The 22,379-nt window shown below is 29.6% G+C and carries 25 protein-coding genes; 23 read left to right on the top strand and 2 right to left on the bottom strand.

All coding sequences use genetic code 11. From position 1 onward, the window contains the following. The first annotated feature begins 23 nt into the window (after positions 1–23). The 4 genes from recG (at position 24) to Q6H37_RS22940 (ending at position 3,814) form a co-directional block, all read left to right on the top strand. Positions 24–2,069: an ATP-dependent DNA helicase RecG gene (gene recG, locus Q6H37_RS22955; RefSeq protein WP_318736868.1), complete on the top strand. Its 2,046-nt coding sequence runs from the start codon at positions 24–26 to the stop codon at positions 2,067–2,069. 157 nt (positions 2,070–2,226) lie between these two features. Then, the gene (gene rsmD / locus Q6H37_RS22950; RefSeq protein WP_318736866.1) at positions 2,227–2,787 is read left to right on the top strand and encodes a 16S rRNA (guanine(966)-N(2))-methyltransferase RsmD; all 561 of its coding nucleotides are present in this window, start codon (positions 2,227–2,229) and stop codon (positions 2,785–2,787) included. Between the two features lie 5 nt (positions 2,788–2,792). Continuing rightward, entirely contained in the window at positions 2,793–3,275 is a 483-nt protein-coding gene (coaD, locus tag Q6H37_RS22945; RefSeq protein ID WP_318736864.1) for a pantetheine-phosphate adenylyltransferase, read from the top strand. 14 nt (positions 3,276–3,289) lie between these two features. After that, the gene (locus Q6H37_RS22940; protein ID WP_318736863.1) at positions 3,290–3,814 is read left to right on the top strand and encodes an ATPase; all 525 of its coding nucleotides are present in this window, start codon (positions 3,290–3,292) and stop codon (positions 3,812–3,814) included. Here the strand turns inward: Q6H37_RS22940 and ylbJ are convergent. Together ylbJ and Q6H37_RS22930 are read right to left on the bottom strand one after the other, a co-directional pair. Then, on the bottom strand, positions 3,797–4,966 hold the full coding sequence (ylbJ, locus tag Q6H37_RS22935) for a sporulation integral membrane protein YlbJ (RefSeq protein ID WP_318736862.1): 1,170 nt from the start codon (positions 4,964–4,966) through the stop codon (positions 3,797–3,799). The two genes, Q6H37_RS22940 and ylbJ, sit on opposite strands and share 18 nt — an antisense overlap. 160 nt (positions 4,967–5,126) lie before the next feature. Next, on the bottom strand, positions 5,127–6,353 hold the full coding sequence (locus tag Q6H37_RS22930) for a nucleotidyltransferase (RefSeq protein ID WP_318736860.1): 1,227 nt from the start codon (positions 6,351–6,353) through the stop codon (positions 5,127–5,129). Positions 6,354–6,687: 334 nt separating this feature from the next. Here Q6H37_RS22930 and pta point away from each other — a divergent pair, with 334 nt between their 5' ends. From pta to rplS, 19 genes are all read left to right on the top strand, one after another. Then, the gene (gene pta / locus Q6H37_RS22925; RefSeq protein WP_318736859.1) at positions 6,688–7,692 is read left to right on the top strand and encodes a phosphate acetyltransferase; all 1,005 of its coding nucleotides are present in this window, start codon (positions 6,688–6,690) and stop codon (positions 7,690–7,692) included. Positions 7,693–7,708: 16 nt separating this feature from the next. After that, entirely contained in the window at positions 7,709–8,908 is a 1,200-nt protein-coding gene (locus Q6H37_RS22920) for an acetate kinase (RefSeq protein WP_318736857.1), read from the top strand. Positions 8,909–9,004: 96 nt separating this feature from the next. Next, positions 9,005–9,508 carry a YceD family protein gene (locus tag Q6H37_RS22915; protein WP_318736856.1) on the top strand — a complete coding sequence of 168 codons (504 nt, stop codon included), beginning with the start codon at positions 9,005–9,007 and terminating at the stop codon, positions 9,506–9,508. Between the two features lie 14 nt (positions 9,509–9,522). Further along, positions 9,523–9,705, top strand: coding sequence for a 50S ribosomal protein L32 (rpmF, locus tag Q6H37_RS22910; RefSeq protein ID WP_007060114.1), 183 nt, complete (start codon positions 9,523–9,525; stop codon positions 9,703–9,705). Positions 9,706–9,796: 91 nt separating this feature from the next. Then, positions 9,797–10,807 (top strand): phosphate acyltransferase PlsX, encoded by a 1,011-nt coding sequence (gene plsX / locus Q6H37_RS22905; RefSeq protein WP_318736854.1) that lies wholly within the window; start codon positions 9,797–9,799, stop codon positions 10,805–10,807. Between the two features lie 133 nt (positions 10,808–10,940). After that, on the top strand, positions 10,941–11,174 hold the full coding sequence (acpP, locus tag Q6H37_RS22900; RefSeq protein WP_029161473.1) for an acyl carrier protein: 234 nt from the start codon (positions 10,941–10,943) through the stop codon (positions 11,172–11,174). A 133-nt stretch (positions 11,175–11,307) separates the two neighbouring features. Beyond that, positions 11,308–12,009, top strand: coding sequence for a ribonuclease III (gene rnc, locus Q6H37_RS22895; protein ID WP_318743132.1), 702 nt, complete (start codon positions 11,308–11,310; stop codon positions 12,007–12,009). Then, the gene (locus Q6H37_RS22890; RefSeq protein ID WP_318736852.1) at positions 12,002–13,090 is read left to right on the top strand and encodes an elongator complex protein 3; all 1,089 of its coding nucleotides are present in this window, start codon (positions 12,002–12,004) and stop codon (positions 13,088–13,090) included. The genes rnc and Q6H37_RS22890 overlap by 8 nt, the downstream gene beginning before the upstream one ends. A gap of 48 nt (positions 13,091–13,138) precedes the next feature. Next, positions 13,139–13,399, top strand: coding sequence for a stage V sporulation protein S (locus tag Q6H37_RS22885; protein ID WP_007060107.1), 261 nt, complete (start codon positions 13,139–13,141; stop codon positions 13,397–13,399). A gap of 161 nt (positions 13,400–13,560) precedes the next feature. Continuing rightward, positions 13,561–13,659, top strand: a complete 99-nt coding sequence (locus Q6H37_RS22880; protein WP_318736850.1) for a DUF4044 domain-containing protein — start codon at positions 13,561–13,563, stop codon at positions 13,657–13,659. 11 nt (positions 13,660–13,670) lie between these two features. After that, positions 13,671–17,237, top strand: coding sequence for a chromosome segregation protein SMC (gene smc, locus Q6H37_RS22875; RefSeq protein ID WP_318736849.1), 3,567 nt, complete (start codon positions 13,671–13,673; stop codon positions 17,235–17,237). Positions 17,238–17,268: 31 nt separating this feature from the next. Next, the gene (gene ftsY, locus Q6H37_RS22870) at positions 17,269–18,180 is read left to right on the top strand and encodes a signal recognition particle-docking protein FtsY (protein WP_318736847.1); all 912 of its coding nucleotides are present in this window, start codon (positions 17,269–17,271) and stop codon (positions 18,178–18,180) included. 114 nt (positions 18,181–18,294) lie between these two features. Beyond that, positions 18,295–18,636, top strand: coding sequence for a putative DNA-binding protein (locus Q6H37_RS22865; RefSeq protein WP_318743130.1), 342 nt, complete (start codon positions 18,295–18,297; stop codon positions 18,634–18,636). A 12-nt stretch (positions 18,637–18,648) separates the two neighbouring features. Further along, positions 18,649–20,013, top strand: a complete 1,365-nt coding sequence (gene ffh / locus Q6H37_RS22860) for a signal recognition particle protein (RefSeq protein WP_007060102.1) — start codon at positions 18,649–18,651, stop codon at positions 20,011–20,013. Positions 20,014–20,045: 32 nt separating this feature from the next. Further along, complete coding sequence (gene rpsP, locus Q6H37_RS22855) at positions 20,046–20,303, top strand: 30S ribosomal protein S16 (protein WP_007060101.1); 258 nt, start codon at positions 20,046–20,048, stop codon at positions 20,301–20,303. 21 nt (positions 20,304–20,324) lie between these two features. After that, on the top strand, positions 20,325–20,552 hold the full coding sequence (locus tag Q6H37_RS22850) for a KH domain-containing protein (protein WP_007060100.1): 228 nt from the start codon (positions 20,325–20,327) through the stop codon (positions 20,550–20,552). Positions 20,553–20,638: 86 nt separating this feature from the next. Beyond that, entirely contained in the window at positions 20,639–21,127 is a 489-nt protein-coding gene (gene rimM, locus Q6H37_RS22845) for a ribosome maturation factor RimM (RefSeq protein WP_007060099.1), read from the top strand. Next, positions 21,118–21,834: a tRNA (guanosine(37)-N1)-methyltransferase TrmD gene (trmD, locus tag Q6H37_RS22840; RefSeq protein WP_318736844.1), complete on the top strand. Its 717-nt coding sequence runs from the start codon at positions 21,118–21,120 to the stop codon at positions 21,832–21,834. Before rimM ends, trmD begins: the two co-directional genes overlap by 10 nt. 130 nt (positions 21,835–21,964) lie before the next feature. Further along, positions 21,965–22,309: a 50S ribosomal protein L19 gene (rplS, locus tag Q6H37_RS22835; protein ID WP_318736843.1), complete on the top strand. Its 345-nt coding sequence runs from the start codon at positions 21,965–21,967 to the stop codon at positions 22,307–22,309. The last annotated feature ends 70 nt before the right edge of the window (positions 22,310–22,379 follow it).

Below are 22,379 nucleotides of genomic sequence, written 5' to 3'. Positions count from 1 at the left end.
GAGTTTTAAAAGTGGGTGGTTTTGTGGATGTATATAGTGACATAAGCAGCATAAAGGGAGTTGGACCTAAAACAGCAGACAATTTAAGAAAATGTAGTATATTCAATGTTATGGATTTACTTTTATATTTTCCAAGAGATTATGAAAGTATATCTTCTTGTGGAAATATAAAGGGAGAAAAAACTAATAATAAAGTGATAATAAATTGCAAAACCATTAGAATTGAGAGAGATATAAGAACTAAAACAGGAAAAATATTAACAACTATAGTTTTTCATGATGGGAACAATATTTTAAAGGGAAAATGGTTTAATCAGCCTTATATAAAAAATAGCTTTAGAATAGGTAACATATATACTTTGATTGGAAAAATAGAAGAATTTAGAGGAGAAATGTTTATTGCTAATCCTAAATTGTTGAAAAATAATCAAAATATTTCAAAAGTAGAGGAAAAGATAATACCAAAATATCCTTTAAAATCTGGAATAACTAACAATTTAGTAATTAAGTTAGTAAATATAATATTAGAAGATGTAGTAATAGTAGAAAATCTACCTGATTATATAATAAATAAATATAAATTATGTGATCTAGATAAAGCCATAAGAGTTATACATAATCCTATAAATTTAGCTGAGTTAGACGAAGCTACTAAAAGACTTAAATTTCAGGAATTATTTACGTACTCATTAAAAATATTGATGCTTAAAAATTATTTTAATGAAAATAAAAAAGGCATAGCATTTAGTATAGCAAAAGAACTAAATGCTTTAAAGGATAGGCTGCCTTATCAGTTGACTAAGGCTCAAAATAGGGTAATACGAGAAATATTAATAGATGAAAAAAAATCGTGTCCTATGAATAGGTTGGTTCAAGGTGATGTAGGAAGTGGTAAAACTATTGTAGCATTAATATCTATATTTAATGTTATAAAAAATGGGTATCAAGCTGTAATGATGGCACCTACGGAAATATTAGCCACTCAGCACTATGATGAAGCATTAAAATTATTTGAAGGCTTTGATATAAATATAAAATTACTTTGCGGAAGTGTATCACAAAAAAACAAGCAGGAAATAAAAAAAGAATTGGCCAATGGAGAAATAGATTTAATAATAGGTACACATGCTTTGATTGAAGATGATGTGGAATTTAAAAATTTGGGAATGGTGGTTACAGATGAACAGCATAGATTTGGAGTAATGCAGAGAAGCAGGTTGACTAATAAAGGAGCAAATGTAGATACTATTGTTATGACAGCTACTCCTATACCTAGAACTTTAAGCCTTTATCTTTATGGTGATTTAAATGTATCAATTATTGATGAACTACCTCCAGGACGTCAAAAAATAGAAACTCAATATATTAAACAAGATTTTAAATATAAAGCTTATAATTTTGCCTTAGATGAAATAAGAAAAGGACGACAAGTATATATAGTTTGCCCACTAGTTGAAGAGAATGAAGAATTAAAATTAAGTTCTGTGGAAAACTTATACATGGAATTGAAAGAGGAGTATTTTAAGGACATAAGTATGGAAATTCTACATGGTAAAATGTCTCCAAAACTCAAGGAAAAAATAATGAATGAGTTTAAGGAAGGAAAAACAAAGGTTATTGTTTCCACTACAGTTATAGAAGTGGGAATTAATGTTCCTAATGCTACTCTTATGATAATAGAAAATGCAGAAAGATTTGGATTAGCACAGCTCCACCAATTAAGAGGAAGAGTGGGAAGAGGAAAGCATAAATCCTACTGTATACTTATTGCAGATATTAAAAATGATATTATAAGAAAAAGAATGGAAATTATGAAAAGCAGTAATGATGGATTTTTTATTGCTGAGCAAGATTTAAAAATTAGAGGAGCAGGAGAGATATTTGGTTTTAGGCAGCATGGCGAAAATGGACTTATACTGGCAGATGTGGTTCAGGATATAAATTTATTGAAATTAGCAAATGCAGAAGCTAAAAGACTTACAGAAAGTAAGGATGACAAAGATATAAATATTAAAAATGGGATTTATGATAAAATTGGTAAAAGTACAAAATACATTTGTTTTAATTAATTTTGCATTTATTTAACAAAAAAACAAGTATTTTGAAAATCGAAATTGTAGTTCTAATAACGGAAATAAATTTTGTATAATGAAAGCATATATGTTAAAATATTATAGAAAAATATATAATTTTTAAACATCGTGCTAATTACAAGGAGGAAAAATTATGAGAATTATTGCAGGTCTTGCAAAGGGAAGAAAAATTATGTCACCAATTGGTATGGATACCACGAGACCTACTTTAGATAGAGTAAAAGAAGCCATGTTTAACATAATACAAAATAAAACTTATGGTTCAATAGCTTTGGATGTGTTTTCTGGAACAGGAAGTTTAGGATTAGAAGCTGCTAGCAGGGGAGCTAAACAATGTTATTTAGTTGACAGAAGTCCTGAAACTTATTCTTTTTTAGTTAAAAATGTACAAAATCTAAAATTTGAACAAATTTGTAAGTGTATTAATATGGATTCGTATAAGGCTTTAGAAGAATTTGCTAGAAAAAAAATAGTTTTTGATTTGATTTTTATAGATCCACCTTACATGAAGGATATGATTCCACCTGCAGTTGAAATTATAGAAAAAGAAGGATTGTTAAATAAAGATGGACTTATAGTAACTAAAATTGATACTAGAGAAGAATTATATCAGGGAACAGATAAAATAATTCTTGTTGATTATAGAAAGTACGGTAAAACAACAGTTTGTTTCTATAGGTACAGGGAGGATTAATTATTATGAGAACAGCAGTATACCCCGGAAGTTTTGATCCTATAACTAATGGTCATTTAGACATAATAAAAAGATCTTCAAAGGTTTTTGATGAATTAGTTGTTGGAGTATTAGTAAATCCACAAAAAAAAGGACTTTTTGATATAGAAGAAAGAGTTGAATTAATTAAGAAAGCAGTCAAAGATATACCAAATGTAAAGGTTGAAAGTTTCAGTGGATTACTAATTAATTTTTTGAGACAAAAACATGCTAAGGTAATAGTTAAGGGGCTTAGAGCAGTTTCAGACTTTGAATATGAATTTCAAATGTCACTTATGAATAGTAAACTGGATCCTAATATAGAAACAGTATTTATGATGGCTAGTGCAGGAAATTCTTTTTTAAGTTCTTCATCAGTCAAGCAAGTAGCTATGTTTGGTGGATGTATTCAAGGATTAGTACCAGATAGTGTAATACCAGCTGTAATTAATAAGATAAAAAACCTTTAGGGGGAAAAGATTTTATGGATGTTATTAAATTACTAGAATATCTTAATGAAATTATAGAAACATCTGCAAAAGTTCCTATGACAGGGAAAGTTATAGTACAAAAGAAAGAAACTTTGGAAATAATAGAAAAAATAATTAATTATCTTCCAGATGAATTGAAAAAAGCACAGTGGATAGTTGAGGAAAAAGAGAGAATATTAAGTGAGGCTATTGAAGAAGCTGAAAATCTAAAAAGAGAAAATATTAACTTTTTAAAGAAGCAAATAGAAAATCATGATATAACAAGACAAGCAAAAGTAAAAGCAGAGGCTATTGTAGCTTCTGCTGAAAGAAGTGCTAAATCCATAAGATTAGGAGCTAGGGACTACGCAGATGAAATTTTAAATCAGTTAGACAATGAAATAGATAATAAAAGTAAAACTATGATGATAAACTTAAAAAAGCAAATGCAAGATTTTGTAGTTGATTTAGAATCTAGCATTAGCTTGAATTCTGATACTATAAGAGAAAATATTAAAGAACTAAGGGATATGAAATAGTTTCTTGATCTTAAAAGTAATCCAAGGCAGCATTATTAAAAAAATAATTGTTATTATAAAAGTATATTCAAGTGAATAAGTACTTATATAATTTATATTGGAGCTTTGTTTTGATTGATTGAGATACAGGAGTTTATAAAGAATAATGCTTATTATAGAGCAACTTATACCTTGTAATATCTTTCTGAAAGCATATTTTTTCATGGAAATATTAAATTTATAAGTAAAAGAGTAAACTTGTGAAATAATGGATAATCCACTAAAGGTAAAAAGAAAACTTACCAGTGCTATTTTTAATAATATGGATGAATTTGACGCTGAAACTAAATTACATCCATTAGTCATTTCTATTATTCCAAGCAGGAAACCCTGTAATATGTCTTGGGGAGTATTAAGTAATAGAGAAAGCTTATGTGAAAAACTGTTAAATAAATAATTGCTTTTAACAATGTTATTTACTACAGAAAAAAGAGTAACAAATCCGCCTATAGATAGGCAGGTTTTAATGGAATTTTCGATACTGGATTTAAGAACATTACCAATGTTTGAATTTGAGTAAGTGTGAGTTCCCTTAAAGCCATTTTTTTGTCCACAAATATCTGCAGGAAGAAAAAAACCCATAGCTATACATGAAAGAGCATTTGATAATAATAATATATATCCTATTTTAGAGTCTTTTAACATAGATATGCCTACAGATCCAAGTACAAATAGGGGACTTGCATTTGAAGCTATATTTAATAATCTTTCACAGGTTTTTAAATTTATTATGTTCTTTTCATATAAATCACAAGCATATTTTGCGCCTAAAGGATATCCACAAAGTAAACTTATTATTAGTACAAAGCTGCAGCTTTTTGGCAATCTTAATGGTCTACATAAAGCATTGCCAAGAATTTTAGAATATATGTAGATGCCATCGTAAGCCATTATTACATTTGATACTATCAAAAATGAAAATAGAGAAGGAAATACTTTATAGAAAAAAAGTAAAGCTCCAGATACTGCACCATCTATACACAGTTTAGGAGAAGCTATTATTTCTAATATAATCAAAGAACAAACAATGGTTACAAAAAGATTTTTGTTCTTCAGTAAAACAGCTAGTAATATAATTATAAGTATTATCAATATGTATAATATAATTTTCAATCTTAACCACCAACCTTACATAAATCCATGATGTGGAAAAATTCCACAAACATTGCTAAGTTTAACTTGCTATATAAGTATATTTGCAAATTTTACTAGTTATTCTAGTTTTATATAAGATGATGTTAAATTTAATTGCTTTAAATTTATGCTATAAAAATTACTTAATTATTATTGGACTAGTTAAATAGTCTGAATTAGGATTTATACTTTTATTTAACAGGCTGTAAACTCTAGTAGCATGTATATCTAAGCCTAAAGTAGGAATTGGATTTTTGGGAAGCTTTGTATATATAGGTATAGTTGAGTTTTCCTTTATTGCTTTTAAAATTTTTGATCCTGTAGAATTAAAACCAAGAATTCTAGCATAGGGACACGACTCCTTTCTTAAAGTTACAGTATCCCAATTTTCAAGTCCTAGGAAAAATTGACATAAGATTCTGTTTATACGAGTATAAGTATATCTTTTAGTTTTTGAGTCCGATATTAGTTCGTTAAAATTTTCAGTATTTTCTAAGGCTTTGAATATTCTATTTTCAATACCTTCAGATACGTCTGGAAGCTTTGTTATAGAATTTTTATATAGAGTATATTTGTATTTTATGTAAGGGAATATTTCATCTTCAAAAGTAAAATGATAATTGTTTCTATTTAAATTTAGTAATAAATTATATACATTATCTGGAATATAATTTGTTAAAATATCAATATCTTTGTTATCCTTCATATATTTTCTTATAGAAGAGGCACTAGAAAATTGCTCGTTGAAAACAGTGCTGTTATAGTGTCCGCCTTCTCTCTTTATAGTAAATGGTAAAATGTTGCTATTTAATTTGACTAATTTTTTACAATATTCTAAACCTAAAATATTATTGGAGGAATTTAAAATTTCCTCAATATTTTCAAAATGTAATGATTTACTATTGTTAACTTTCAAGAATTTTAATAATGCTTTACTTCTTGCAAGTGGATAGGAAAAACCTTCATTGAGTTCATCCTTGAGAAATTTTTTGAAATTTATAGGCTCTTCAGATAGTATTTTTGATATATATAATAAAGTTTCAATATCTCCACATTCACTTCCAAAACATATATTGTTTACCACTCCTAAATTATTCAAAAGGCTTATGGACCCGCCAGCAAAAAATTCAGCAGAAGATACGCTATAAACTAAAGGAAGCTCTATGACTAAATCAACTCCATTCATCAATGCCATTTTAGCTCTGGTCCATTTATCGACTATAGCAGGAAGTCCTCTTTGAACGAAGTTGCCGCTCATTACTGCAACAATAGCATCACAATTAGTTAGTGATTTGGATTTTTTTATATGGTGTAAATGCCCATTGTGAAAAGGATTATATTCAACTATAATTCCTGTAACTTTCATATCTTGCCCTCCAATTTTTTATGTAAGGTCTAATTTAATTACTATAATTTTCTTAATTATAAAATACTTATGTTTTTATAGGCTATGTAAAATTAAATATTAAGAATTATAATTTATTTATGAGTAATTTATGTAATATTAAGTATAACATTTTACATAAATTAATAAACAAATGTTATAAAAAATATTGTAAATTTTACGTTTTATAGAATTTTTTTTAGAAAAAATTAAAAATATAAGTTTTTTTTATTGAAAAATATATAAGAAAAGGATTATAGTATATAGTGTGTATACTTTTATTTAATTCTATATATTTGAAGGGAGCAATAAAAAAATGAAATTAATGGATGAGATTTGGAAAAAGGCAAAAGCTAATAAAAAAACAATCGTTTTGCCAGAAGGTGAAGAAGAAAGAACACTTAAAGCAAGTGCAAAAATAGCAGAAGAAGGACTTGCAAATTTAGTTCTTGTAGGAAATGAAAAAGTAATAAAAGAAAAAGCTGCAAATCTTGGAGTCAATTTAGAAGGAGTAAAGATAGTAGATCCTGAAACTTCAGAGAATACTGCGAAATATGCTAATGGATTTTATGAATTAAGAAAGAAAAAGGGAATGACTCCAGAAAAAGCAGATAAAATAGTAAGAGATCCTCTATATTATGGAACAATGATGGTAAAATTAGGGGATGGAGATGGAATGGTTTCAGGAGCTATCCATACTACTGGTGACCTTTTAAGACCAGGACTTCAAGTAATTAAAACTGCTCCTGGAGTATCGGTAGTTTCAAGTACATTTATTATGAACATACCAAATTGTGAATATGGAAAAGATGGAATGCTTCTTTTTGCAGACTGTGCAGTTAACCCATGTCCAACTGCAGAAGAACTAGCTTCAATTGCTGTAAGTACAGCAGAAACTGCAAAAAATCTTTGTGGAATGGATCCAAAAGTTGCAATGTTATCATTCTCAACTATGGGAAGTGCTAGCCATGAATTAGTTGACAAAGTAACAAAGGCTACTGAACTTGCAAAATCAATGAGACCAGATTTAGATATAGATGGAGAATTACAGCTTGATGCTGCTATAGTTCAAAAAGTAGCTGATTTAAAAGCTCCAAATAGTAAAATAGCAGGAAAGGCAAATGTGTTAGTATTCCCAGATATTCAAGCTGGAAATATAGGATATAAACTAGTTCAAAGATTTGCTAAGGCAGAAGCTGTAGGACCAGTTTGTCAAGGATTTGCTAAACCAATCAATGATTTATCAAGAGGATGTAGTGCTGAAGACATAGTTAATGTTGTTGCTATAACTGCAGTTCAAGCACAAGCACAAGAAAACTAAAAGGAGAGATTGAGAAATGAAAGTATTAGTAATAAATTGCGGAAGTTCATCCTTAAAATACCAATTAATTAACATGGAAGATGAAAAAGTACTTGCAAAAGGATTAGTTGAAAGAATAGGAATAGAAGGTTCAATATTAACTCAAAAGGTTAATGGAGAAAAGTACATTATTGAACAACCAATGAAGGATCATAAAGTTGCAATAAAATTAGTATTGGATGCTTTAGTTGACAAAGAACATGGAGTAATCAGCAACATGTCAGAAATATCAGCAGTAGGTCACAGAGTTGTTCATGGCGGAGAAAAATATGCAGAATCAGTGCTTATAAATGAAGATGTTATGAAAGCTTTAGAAGAATGCGTTAAATTAGCACCACTTCATAACCCACCAAACATAATAGGAATTAATGCTTGTAAAGAATTAATGCCAAACACTCCAATGGTTGGTGTATTTGATACAGCATTCCACCAAACTTTACCAGATTATGCATTCACATATGCACTACCATATGAACTTTATACTAACAATGGTGTAAGAAAATATGGATTCCACGGAACTTCTCATAGATTTGTATCAGCAGAAGCTGCAAAAATGATGGGTAAAGATGCAAAAGATTTAAAAATAATAACTTGTCATTTAGGAAATGGTGCTAGCCTTTGTGCTGTAGATGGAGGAAAGGCTGTAGATACTACAATGGGATTTACACCACTTGCAGGACTTGTTATGGGAACTAGATGTGGAGATGTGGACCCTTCAATACTACCTTTCTTAATGAAAGAATTAAATTTAAATGTGGATGAAATTAATGATCTAATAAATAAAAAATCAGGTGTATTTGGTGTATCAGGAGTAAGCAGTGACTTTAGAGATATTGAGAATGCAGCTAAAGAAGGAAATAAGAGAGCAGAACTTGCACTAAATGTGTTTAATTATAGAGTAAGAACTTCTATAGGTTCTTATGCAGCAGCTCTAAATGGAGTAGATGCTATAGTATTTACAGCAGGTCTTGGTGAAAATTCAGGTGTAAATAGAGAAAATATCTGTAATGGATTAACTTATTTAGGAATTAAAATAGATGCAGAAAAGAATGCTAAAAGAGGAGAAGCAATGGAAATAAGTACTCCAGATTCAAAAGTTAAAGTATTTGTAATTCCAACAGATGAAGAACTTATGATAGCTAGAGATACAAAAAACATTGTAGCATCTGGTAAATAAGGAAAATCATAATTAAACAAGCAACAATAAATAATTCTTGACTTTTAATGCTCATCTTTATATAATAAATGTGGCTAATATGTAGAGGTGAGCATTATGAAATTAGATGTGTCAGATTTATTAAAAAGAGAAAAGGCCACAAAAGAGCTTCATCTTGAAATTCAGGAAGAAAGTTTTCATGATGGTAGAGAAACTATAAAATTTCTACAGCCAATTAAATTAAATGGAACACTAGATAAGATTGGTGATATGCTTACTTTAAATGGCACTATAAGCACCAAGTTAGAGCTAACTTGTTCAAGGTGTCTTGAAAAATTTAGTTATGCTGTAGATATTACCATTGAAGAACAATTTACCAATAATGATGGAGCAAGTAGAGATGGCGATGTCATCTTTATTGATAGTGATACAATAGATATCACAGAAGTAATAGAAAACAATATAATTGTAGAGATGCCAATTAAAAGGCTTTGTAGAGAAGATTGCAAAGGATTATGTCATAAATGTGGTACTAATCTAAATTTTGCTACATGCCAATGCGAAGATGATAATATTGACCCAAGATTGGCAAAATTGAAAGACATGTTTTCGACTGATTAAGGAGGTGTTTTACTGTGGGAAATCCAGCGAGAAGATTTTCAAAAGGAAGAAGAGATAGAAGAAGAGCACAAACTTTCAAATTAAGTTTACCAGGAATAGTTGAATGTCCTCAGTGTCATGAAATGAAACTTGCTCATAGAGTGTGCAAGAGTTGTGGATATTATAATGGCAAAGAAGTTGTTTCAACAGAAAAATAACAAAAGAGAAAGTCATAGGACTTTCTTTTTTTTGACAATAATTATTAAATGTTAGGGTTTATCAGCCGTTGCGTAAAAAGGAAGTGAGAATATGATTATTGCAGTAGATGGTATGGGAGGAGATTTTGCACCAGCCGCTGTGGTAGATGGATGTGTTCAAGCCGTAAAAGAGTACGATGTAAATATAATTATTACAGGTAAGAAAGAACTTATTGAAAAGGAATTGAATAAGTATAAATATCCTAAGGATAAAATTGAAATACTTAATGCTGAAGAGATAATAAGTACAAATGAAGCTCCAGTTATGGCTGTTAGAAAGAAAAAGGACTCTAGTTTAGTTAAAGCTTTTGAATTAGTAAAGGAAGGAAAAGCTCAAGGCATTGTTTCAGCAGGAAGTACAGGTGCGATAATGACGGGAGCTACACTTATAGCAGGAAGAATTAAAGGAATAGATAGAGTAACTTTAGCACCTATTATTCCGGGCAAAAATGGAGCTTTTATGGTAACAGATGTAGGAGCTAATGTTGATTGTAAACCTCAATATTTAATTCAATTTGCTTTAATGGGGAAAATATACTTTGAAAATATTTTGAAGATTAGTAATCCAAGTATAGGATTAGTAAATATAGGAGTTGAAGAAGAAAAGGGAAATGAGCTCACTAAAAGTACTTATCAAATGTTTAAACTTAAATCAGATGAGTTCAATTTTGTAGGTAATGTGGAACCAAGGGATGTATGTAATGGTGATGTGAATATTTTAGTTTGTGATGGATTTGTAGGAAATACCATACTAAAGATGTATGAAGGGGTAGCTATGAATTTGTTTAGCATGATTAAAGAAGAAATTATGAAATCATTTACAACAAAAGTAGGTGCTGCACTATTAAAACCTGTATTTAAAGGATTAAAGAAAAAAATGGATTATTCCGAATATGGAGGATCTGCATTTTTAGGATCAAAAGCAATTTGCATAAAGGCTCATGGCAGTTCAGATAGTAAAGCTTTCAAAAATGCAATAAAACAAGCTTATAATTGCTATGAAAATGCAATTGTAGATAAGATAAAAACTCAATTAGAAAAGTTAGCAGAAGAAAATCAATAATATATTTTTTAAATAATAGAAATTTAATGAATTAATATAAAATAATTTAACATAATAAATTTTAGCAGTATTTATATTGACGGTGAAGTAGTTATGTAATATTATTTATGTATAAAGCTTTTAGGAGGTGACAATTATGTTTGAAAAAATTCAAAATTTAATTTCAGAGCAGCTTGGTATAAGCGCAGAAGAAGTAACTATGGAAGCATCATTTATTGATGATTTAGGTGCTGATTCACTTGATGTTGTTGAATTAATAATGGCTTTGGAAACAGAGTTTGATTTAGAAATACCTGATGAAGATGCTGAAAAAATAACTACTGTTGGTGACGTAGTTGAGTACATAAAAAATCATACTGAAGAGTAGAATTAAAGTCCCGCTATATACGGGACTTTAAATCTGTAAAATTGTAGTTTATTCTTGAGTTTACTTAAGTAAATAGCAACCTGAAGAATAAACTTCAGAAGGAGTTAAAACAATGCTTGTAAATGAATATGTAATAAATAAAAATGACACATTTGTAGAATTAGAACAAAAATTAGACGTATGTTTTAAAGATAAAGAATTATTAAAAATAGCATTAACACATAGTTCTTATGCAAATGGAAAGAAAAATATTAAGTTTAATGAAAGATTAGAATTTTTAGGAGATTCTGTACTTCAGATTTCTATATCTGAATATTTATTTTTAAATTATTCGAAAAAAACTGAAGGAGAACTTACTAAGAGGAGAGCACTTATTGTGTGTGAAAATTCTCTTTATGAAATAGCAAAGAAGTGGGATCTTGGAAAATACATAAGAATGAGTAAGGGCGAAGAGCTTACAGGGGGAAGAGAAAGGGTATCAATATTGGCAGATTGTGTAGAAGCTATAATAGCAGCTATTTATATTGATGCTGGCTTTGAAAAGGCAAAGGGATTTGTACTTACTAATTTCAAGGATACTATAGAGAAGGCAATAAAGAATAAAATAATATTAGATTACAAAACAAAGCTTCAAGAGGTAATGCAAAAAAATGGCGATGTAGACATACAATATGATCTAATGAAATATGAGGGACCTCCTCACAGAAGAAAATTCTACACACAGGTATCTGTAAATAATAAAGTTTTAGGCAATGGTACAGGTTATAGTAAAAAGGAATCTGAACAAAGCGCAGCAAAAAAAGCACTAAAGGGGTTGGAGAAGAATAATGGGTAAAAATCATTACATAATACCTATATTTGTGCCTCACGAAGGTTGCCCACACAACTGTGTATTTTGCAATCAAAATACTATAACAGGAAGCAGCGGGAAAATAGATGCTGAATTTACTAGAAATACTATAGAAGAATATTTAAAAACTATAAAAAGGGAAAATTCAATAGTTGAGGTTTCTTTTTTTGGGGGTACATTTACAGCCATAAGTATGGAAAAGCAGAAGGAATTTTTGGCTGTAGCAAAAGAATATAAAGAAAAAGGATTTATCGATCTTATACACTTATCTACAAGACCTGATTATATAGATGATGAGATACTTACAAATCTTAAAAATTATTCTGTAGATGTAATAGAACTTGGTGTTCAATCCTTAGATAAAGAAGTGCTTTTAAAATCTGGAAGAGGACATTCAACAGAAGATGTAGTTAAAGCATCAAACCTTATTAAGGAATATGGATTTGTATTAGGACATCAAATTATGTTAGGTTTACCAGGTGATACTTTTGAAAAAGATATAGAAACTACTAAAAAGTCTATACTTATGAAACCAGATATATATAGAATATATCCTGCACTAGTTATTAAGGATACACCTATGGAAAAAATGTATAAGAGTGGTATGTATAAGCCTTATGATTTATATGAAGCAGTAGAAATATCAAAAGTAATATATTGTATGCTTACTTCCAATAATATAAATGTTATAAGAATTGGGCTTCAGCCAACAGAGGAAATAAATGAAGGAAAAGAGATTGTAGCAGGTCCTTTTCATGCTGCATTTAGAGAATTGATGGAAGGAAGTTTATATAATCAGTGCATATTAGAAGAGATAAATAAGGTTAAAGAAGAAAAGATTACGATTAAAGTTAATAGTAGAGATTTATCAAAAATATATGCAAATAAAAAAAAGTTTTTTCAAGACATTAAACAACAATTAATTACAACAAATATTCAAGTAAAACAGGATAATTGTGTGCAAAGAGGAAGTCTACTTTTTGTACATAGCGAAAAAAGTAAAAATGTATCAATTTTTGAATATATGAGGAAAAAGTATAAAGAAGGAAAATACAGGGTTTTATAGAATTATATCCTTATAAATATATGCATATTTGTAGGGAGGAATTAAATTATGGAAGTATTAAAAGTATCAGCTCAATCTCAACCAAAATCTGTAGCAGGAGCATTGGCAGCAGTGCTTAGAGGAAATATTTCGGCAGAAGTTCAGGCCGTTGGAGCAGGGGCAGTTAATCAAGCTATAAAGGCTATTGCAATTACACGGGGATTTGTAGCACCAAATGGTATTGATTTGGTAGTGGTTCCAGCTTTCTCTGAAATAAAAATAGAAGGTGAAGAAAGAACTGCTATAAAATTTATAGTTGAACAGAGATAATCTAATTAATAAAAAGCCCTGTGTTAAACAGGGCTTTTATTTTTGCATTGATATTTTAATTCATATATTATAAACTATATTTTGTATTAAATATAAAGATAAAATATTAAAAAGGTTAATAATTTGCATGAAAATTAAAAAATTAGGAGAGGTGTTTTCTTATGAAAAAAGAGAAGAGAGAAAAAATGACTAAAATATTTGTAGTTTTGGTAGTAATTATATTTGTGGTTAGTATAATTCCGCAACTGTTTGGAAGATAAGGAGATACCTTATGTTTTTGAAGTCTATGGAAATAAGAGGATTTAAATCCTTTGCAGATAAAACAGAGCTGGTATTTAAAAATGGAATTATGGGTATAGTAGGACCTAATGGCAGCGGTAAGAGTAATATTTCTGATGCAGTAAGATGGGTTCTTGGAGAGCAAAGTGTAAAGAGTTTGAGAGGCGGGAAAATGGAAGATGTTATTTTTGCTGGTACTCAATTTAGAAAACCTGTAGGGTTGTGCCAGGTATCTTTAACACTGGATAATGAAGACAAAAAGCTTTCGCTAGATTATGCACATATCACCATATCCAGAAGATTGTACCGTTCAGGAGAAAGTGAGTATTATATAAATAATACTCAATGCAGATTGAAAGATATTCAACAATTATTTATGGATACAGGAATAGGAAAAGAAGGATATTCTATAATAGGTCAAGGTAAAATTGAAGCAGTATTAAGTGGCAAGCCGGAGGAAAGAAGAAGCCTTTTAGAGGAAGCAGCTGGTATAGTAAAGTTTAAATGGAGAAAAGAGGATGCACAGAAGAAACTAGAAAATACTGAAAGCAACCTTGTAAGAATAGATGATATTTTAGAAACTTATAGTGAAAGGTTGGAACCTCTAAAGATTGAAAATGAAAAGGCTAAGGAATTTATAAAGTTATCTGAAGAGCTTAAAATTAAGGAAATAAATATTGCTGCTCACTCTATTGAAAAGGTTCAATGTAAATTGAGTGAAATAGAAAATACCATAAATAATATGAATTTGGCTAATGAAGAATTGAATAACAGATGCAATGAAGTAAAGAAGTCTATTGAAAAATGGAATGAGGAAATTCAAACAATAAATTTGAAAAGTGAAGACTATAAAAATGAATACTTTAACACTAAGTCTAAAAAGCAAAATTTAGAATCTCAAACTTCTTTGCTGCATGAAAGATTAGAAAATTTGTCTCAGATTATAGAAAAAAATTTCAAGGAACTTGAAATTGTAAAAAATAAGATATTGAATATGAATAAAATAGAGAATGAGGAAATTACGGAATTAGAATCTTTGAAAGCTGAGCAGAAAAATTTAAATAATGAAATAGATAATTATGAAAAGTTTATAGAAAAAGTAAACTTATCTATTTATGATAAAAATGATTTAGTTAAGAAATTAAAAGATGATCAAATAGAATATTTAAGCAGTATTGCTAATTCTAAAAATAGTTTGATCATGATAAAAAATGATTTGGATGAAACAAAAAAGAAAATACAAGAATTAAAGGATTCTTGTAATAGTTATGTGCATTCTATTACTATAAATCAAGGAACAAAAGAAACATTAGTATCTGAAATTGAAACAGTGAAAAGTAAGATAGAGGAATTTGAAAATAATATTAAATCTAATAAACAGCAAATTAATAAGATCAATAATAATTTGGGTAATAAAGATAGGGAATTTAAAGAATTAAATGTTTTGCACAATAAGTTAGAGGCTAATTGTCACATGCTTATTAATTTGGAAAAGCAGTATGAAGGATATAATAGAGCTGTAAAAAACCTTATGCAAGATGTAATAAAGGGTAAGGTAGCAGTGGAAAAGGATAGCTGTTCTGTATTGGGAGAAGTAATAGATGTAAAAAAAGAATTTGAAACAGCTATAGAAATAGCATTAGGAGGAACTATTTCTGATGTTATAACTAGAAATGAAGAGATTGCTAAGAAGCTTATAAAACATTTAAAAGATAATAATATGGGAAGAGCTACCTTTTTACCTTTAAATATAGTTAAAGGCAAAAAGGTAGCTTATGAGGATAGAGTATCCAAAATTGATGGATACATAGGAATAGCAAGTAAGCTTATACAATATGATAAAGTTTTTACTAATGCTATAGAGTATGTAATTGGTAGAACTATAATTTGTAGAGATATGGATAGTGCTCTTAAAATTGCTAAGGAGACTGGATATAGCCTCAAAATAGTTACACTTGCAGGAGAAGTAGTGAATCCAGGAGGAGCTCTTACTGGAGGAAGCATTTATCATAAGAGTGTTAGTATCATGGGAAGAAAAAGAGAAATAGAAGAGACTAAAATAAAAATACAAAGTACTGAAGAAAAAGTAAATTTGTTGAGTGATGAAATACAAGGATTAAGAACTACTTTGAAAAATTTAGATGAGCAAAATTTAAATTTAAAAGATGCAGTTTATCACGAAAATATTGAAATAACAAGAATAAAAGGAAAAATAAGTACTATAGATAGTGAAAGCTTAAAAATTAAAGAAAATCTTAAGGTATCCAATAATGAAATAGAATTGCTAAATGAAAAAGCAAACAATATGATGAAAGAGATTGGGGAAAAACAAGAAAACTTAAAAGTGTTATCTGAAAAGCAGTTAAAAAATGATGACTCTATTATTGAAATGGAAGAGAAGCTTAAAGATAAAAATAAAGAAGTTCAAGTTACTAAGGAAAAACTTGTTGGTCTTAAAATAAAAAAGGCTAGAGTGGATGAAAATACTGCTAATAGAACTAATACATTGCAAAAGTTAAGTGAAGACTTGGAGGAATTAAAGCAAAAGAGAATTCACATAGAAGAAGAAATTAAAGATTCAAATGAAAATGTATCTAAGTGTAAAAGTGAAATTGATTCCAATGGAAAAGAGATAAGCAAGGTTAGTGAGTATATATTAAAAAAGGAAGAAGATATTAAAGAGCTAGAAGTGGAATTGATTGAAGCAAAGGAAAAATTAAAAATAAGCAATGAAAAAATGGAAAGTATTAATTTGTTAATTGGCAAAAAGGAAGATGAATTACATAGGATGGAAGTTTCTTCGGCAAAGCTTACTACAGAAAAAGAGGTGCTTTACAAAAAACTTAATGAAGAACTTCAAATTACATATGCAGAAGCATTAGAATATAAAGCAGAGATAAAGGATATAGATGCTTATAAAAAAGATATTTTAACCTTAAAAAATAGTATAAGTTCCTTAGGTATAATTAATTTAGGTGCAATAGAAGAATTTAAGGAATTAACTGAAAAAGTAAATTTTATGACCACTCAAAGAAATGATTTAATAAATGCAAAAGATGAATTAGTAAGTTTAATAAATGAAATGACAGATAAAATGAAAATAGTGTTTAATGAGAATTTTAATAAATTAAGACATAATTTCAATGAAACTTTTATAGAACTTTTTAAAGGTGGAAATGCAGATTTGGTTTTATCAAATGGAGATGAATTAACAGGAAATATAGAAATAACAGTTCAACCTCCAGGTAAAAAACTTCAAAATATAAATCTGATGTCTGGAGGAGAAAAGGGATTATCTGCTATAGCACTACTTTTTGCTATTTTAAAGATGAAGCCTACACCTTTTTGTATACTGGATGAAATAGAAGCAGCTCTAGATGATGCAAATGTGTCTAGATATGCTGAATTTTTAAAAAAGTTTTCTGGAAGCACACAGTTTATTGTTATAACTCACAGGAAAGGAACTATGGAAGCTAGTGATGCATTATATGGAGTTACCATGGAGGAAAAAGGAATATCTAAAGTAGTTTCCGTAGATTTAGAGAAAGAAGCATCTTAAATAACTTATGATTCATATAGGAGGAGTACAAATGTTTGGAGGATTTTTTGACAAACTAAAGAAGGGTCTTACAAAGACTAAGGATAATTTTACTGAAAAGATAACAGATATGTTAAGTGGTGCTATGAGCATTGATGACGATTTGTATGAAGAGTTAGAAGAAATATTGATAACAGCAGATATAGGTGTAGATACTACACTTTATATAATAGAAAAGCTGAAAGAAAAGATAAGAGAAAAGAAGATAAAGGACCCTAGCCTAGTTAGTGGTTGTTTAAAAGAGGTTATAGTAGATATACTTGGAGAAGAAAGCTCTACTATAAAACCTAATAAAACTCCTGAAGTAATATTGGTTATAGGGGTAAATGGAGTAGGTAAAACTACATCTATAGGTAAAATATCAGCTAAGTTAAAGAATGATGGATATAAAGTATTAATGGCAGCAGCAGATACGTTTAGAGCAGCAGCTATTGATCAACTTGAAGTATGGAGTAGCAGAGCATCAGTAGATATTATAAAGCATCAAGAAGGATCAGATCCTGCAGCAGTTGTATTTGATGCAGTGCAGGCTGCTAAGGCTAGAAAAACTGATGTACTTATATGTGATACAGCTGGAAGATTACACAATAAGAAAAATTTAATGGATGAGCTTGGAAAAATCAACAGAGTAATAGATAGAGAATTTAGCGAAGCGGAAAGAGAAACTCTTTTAGTGCTAGATGCTACTACAGGACAAAATGCAGTAGAACAAGCAAAACAATTTATGGAGGTTTGTCCTATAGGCGGAATTATTTTAACTAAATTAGATGGAACTGCCAAGGGAGGAATAGTTATTTCAATAAAACATAGTTTAAACATACCTGTAAAGCTTGTTGGCGTAGGTGAAGGTATAGATGATTTGCAAGAATTTAATCCAAAAGAATTTGTAGAAGCATTATTTTAAAATGTGTTAAGTAAAAATACTTGACAGGTAACTAAATTTTTGATAAGATAAACATCGTTGAGTTAATAATAAATTGAGGAAGTGAATTTGCAATTAAAAATTGCAGTATATATCATGGAAGAAAGAGTTAAGCTTTCTATACTATTAGATTTATATGGTGAACTTTTGACTGAAAAACAAAAAGATGTTATGGATCTTTATTATAACGATGATTTATCTTTATCAGAAATATCAGAGCTTACAAATACTAGCAGACAGGCAGTTCATGATATTATAAAAAGATGCCATAAACTTTTAGTTCAGTATGAAGAAAAATTAGGTTTAATGAATATAAAATTTAAAATGAAGCAATTTAAGGAATGCCTTTTACAGGATATAAATAATTTGGTAATACAAGATAAAGTTAATTTAGAAAAATTAGAGAAAATGAAAGAATATATAATAGATAATATTTAGGAGGAATAGCTCATGGCTTTTGAAGGATTGGCTTCTAAGCTTCAGGAAACCCTAAAAAAACTTAGAGGTAAAGGTAAACTTTCTGAAAAAGATATAAAAGATGCTATGCGAGAAGTAAAACTTGCACTTTTAGAAGCAGATGTTAATTATAAAGTTGTAAAAGATTTTATTAAAAAAGTTAGTGAAAAGTGTCTTGGAGAAGAAGTTTTAAAAAGTCTAACTCCAGCACAACAGGTTGTTAAAATAGTTAATGATGAGCTCTCAAACTTAATGGGTAGCACTGAAAGTGGAGTGCAATTTTCCTCTAGTGGTTTAACAATGATAATGTTAGTAGGATTGCAAGGTGCAGGAAAAACTACTATGGCTGGTAAACTTGCACTTCAATTTAGAAAGAAAAATAAGAAACCACTTCTTGCAGCATGTGATATATACAGACCTGCAGCTATAAAGCAGCTTCAGGTAGTTGGAAAACAAATAGATGTGCCGGTATTTGCTATGGGGGATAAGGTTAGCCCTGTAGATATATCAAAAGGTGCTATAGAATATGCAAAAAATAATGGATTGAATGTAGTTATAATAGATACTGCAGGTAGACTTCATATAGATGAAGAGCTTATGAATGAGCTCAAAGATGTAAAAGAAAATGTAAAGCCAGATGAGATATTATTAGTAGTAGATGCTATGACAGGTCAAGATGCAGTTAATGTGGCTAATAGCTTTAATGATCAGCTAGATATAAGTGGTGTAATACTTACAAAACTAGATGGTGATACGAGAGGTGGAGCAGCTCTCTCTATAAAAGCTATGACAGATAAACCTATAAAATTTGTAGGTTTAGGAGAGAAAATGAGTGATTTTGAAGTATTCCATCCAGATAGAATGGCTTCAAGAATACTTGGAATGGGTGATGTACTTTCTCTTATAGAAAAAGCTAAACAATCTATAGATGAAGAAGAAGCAAAAAAAATAGGAAGCCGTATGATGAGTCAGGAATTTAACTTAGAAGATTTCTTATCATCTATGAAGCAAATAAAAAAAATGGGGCCAATGAATAAATTATTAGAGATGGTTCCAGGATTAAATACTAAAGAATTACAAGGCGTAGATTTAAGTGGCAGCGAGAAAGAAATGGCAAAAATAGAAGCTATCATAAGTTCTATGACTGTAAAGGAAAGAAGAAATCCTTCATTAGTGAGTGGTTCACCATCAAGAAAGAAGAGAATTTCACAGGGGTCAGGTACTACAGTACAGCAGGTTAACAAAATTCTCAAGGATTTTGAAAATATGAAGAAGATGATGAAGCAAATGAAGGGAATGCAAAAATCTTTCGGTAAAAAGGGAATGCTTGGTAAGTTACCTTTTAATGGTTTTAAATAGATTGCATATATTTTTTAAAGGAGGTGATACTAATGGCAGTAAAGATGAGATTAAAAAGAATGGGTGCTAAAAAGTCTCCATTTTATAGAATAGTTGTAGCAGATTCAAGATCTCCAAGAGATGGCAGATTTATAGAAGAATTAGGTTATTATAACCCATTAACTGAACCAGCTACTATAAAGTTTAATGAAGAAAAAACTATTCAATGGGTAAAGAATGGTGCTCAACCAACAGAAGTAGTTAAAAGACTTTTTGCAAAAACTGGATTAAATGAAAAACTTGCAAAATAGTGTTACTGGGGGTGTAATATTATGAAAGAATTAGTTCAAATTATAGCTAAATCATTAGTTGATAACCCAGATGAGGTTCAAGTTAATGAAGTTGCAGGTGAACAATCTATTATTCTTGAACTAAAAGTTGCACCAGATGATATGGGAAAAGTAATAGGAAAACAGGGTAGAATAGCTAAGGCTATAAGAACTGTTGTAAAAGCAGCAGCTATAAAAGAAAATAAAAGGGTTGTTGTTGAAATAATTTAAGAGTTAGGTGCACCTAACTCTTTTATTATATATAATTAAGATGAATTTTCATTAATTAATTTAAGAAATTAGGAGGATTTATTCGTATGAAGCAGTTTGTAACTGTAGGACAAATAATAAATACTCATGGTATTAAAGGAGAATTAAAAATATATCCTTTAACAGATGATTTAAGAAGGTTTAGAAAACTTCAAAAGGTTTATGTAGAAGGTGTAGAAAAAAATGTAGTTTGGTGTAAACTCCAAACTGATAAAGTTATATTGAAAATTGAGGGTATTGATTCCGTAGAAGAGGCTATGAAATATAAGGAAAAATACTTAGATGTATCTAGAGAAGATGCAGTTAAATTGCCAGAAGGCAGTTATTTTATTGCAGATATAATTGGATGCAGTGTAGTAGGCGAAAATGGGGCTGAATATGGTAAGATAGCAGATGTGATTAAAACTGGTAGTAATGATGTATATTGGATAAAGGAAGGAAAAGAACTTTTAATTCCAGCTTTAAAGGATATTGTCATTGATATGGATATAGAAAATAAAAGAATTGTAATAAAGCCGGTGGAAACATGGCAGTAAAAATAGATATTTTAACACTTTTTCCTGAAATGTTTGATATATTTAATTACAGCATAATAGGAAAAGCTAAAGAAAAGGGTATTGTAAATATAAATACAGTTGACATAAGAGATTATACATTAGATAAGCATAGGAAAGTTGATGATTATCCCTATGGTGGTGGAGCAGGTATGGTCATGGCTGCGCAACCTATAGTAGATTGCATCAAGAAAGTAAAAGAAAGTAATACAGGAAAAGTAATATTTCTAGGTCCAAGAGGAAATAAATTTAATCAAGAGACTGCAAAAAAACTTTCTAAGGAAAAGGAATTAATTTTTCTCTGTGGTCATTATGAAGGTATAGATGAAAGAGCATATAAATATATAGATATGGAAATATCTTTGGGAGATTTTGTACTCACAGGTGGAGAAATGGCCTGTATACCTGTAATTGATAGTATATGTAGAATGATTGATGGAGTTTTAAAGACTAGTGAAAGTTACACGGAGGAGTCTTTTTATAGTGGCGTGTTGGAGTATCCACAATATACTAGGCCAGAGTATTTTCAGGGAGAAAGGGTACCTGAAGTTTTAATTTCAGGACATCATGAAAATATAAGAAAGTGGAGAAGATTGCAATCTTTAAAAATAACTAGAGATAGAAGAATAGATTTATTTCAAAAGTTAAATTTATCTGATGAGGATAAAAAACTTTTAAAGGAGCTCTAGAAAAAATAGAATTTCATATTGAAAAATTTGTACACATATGATAAAATGAATTTTGTGCTACACAGGCGCTCCGCTGTCTGCTTACATAGCTGGGCATGAACGTCGAATAAATTTTAGGAGGTAATGCACAATGTTAGATATAATAAAACAAATAGAAGCAGAACAAATAAGAACTGATTTACCAGCATTTAATGTAGGTGATACAGTAAAGGTTCATGTAAGAATCACAGAAGGTAACAGAGAAAGAATCCAAGTTTTTGAAGGAACAGTTTTAAAAAGACAAAATGGTGGATTAAGAGAAACTTTTACAGTAAGAAGAGTAGCTTACAATGTTGGAGTTGAAAGAACATTCCCTGTTAATGCTCCTATCATTGAGAAAATAGAAGTAGTAAGAAGAGGTAAAGTAAGAAGAGCTAAATTATTCTACTTAAGAGATAGGGTTGGTAAAGCTGCAAAAGTAAAAGAAATAAGATAAGTAAATTTGTAAGTATTACATAAGTTAGTTATCTGGTATAAGAAATACTATGTTGAAAATGGGGCTTAAT

The organism is Clostridium sp. JS66 (assembly GCF_033561535.1).
GTDB classification, from domain to species: Bacteria; Bacillota; Clostridia; order Clostridiales; family Clostridiaceae; genus Clostridium_AM; species Clostridium_AM carboxidivorans.
This window is presented reverse-complemented; position numbering and strand designations above follow the sequence as displayed.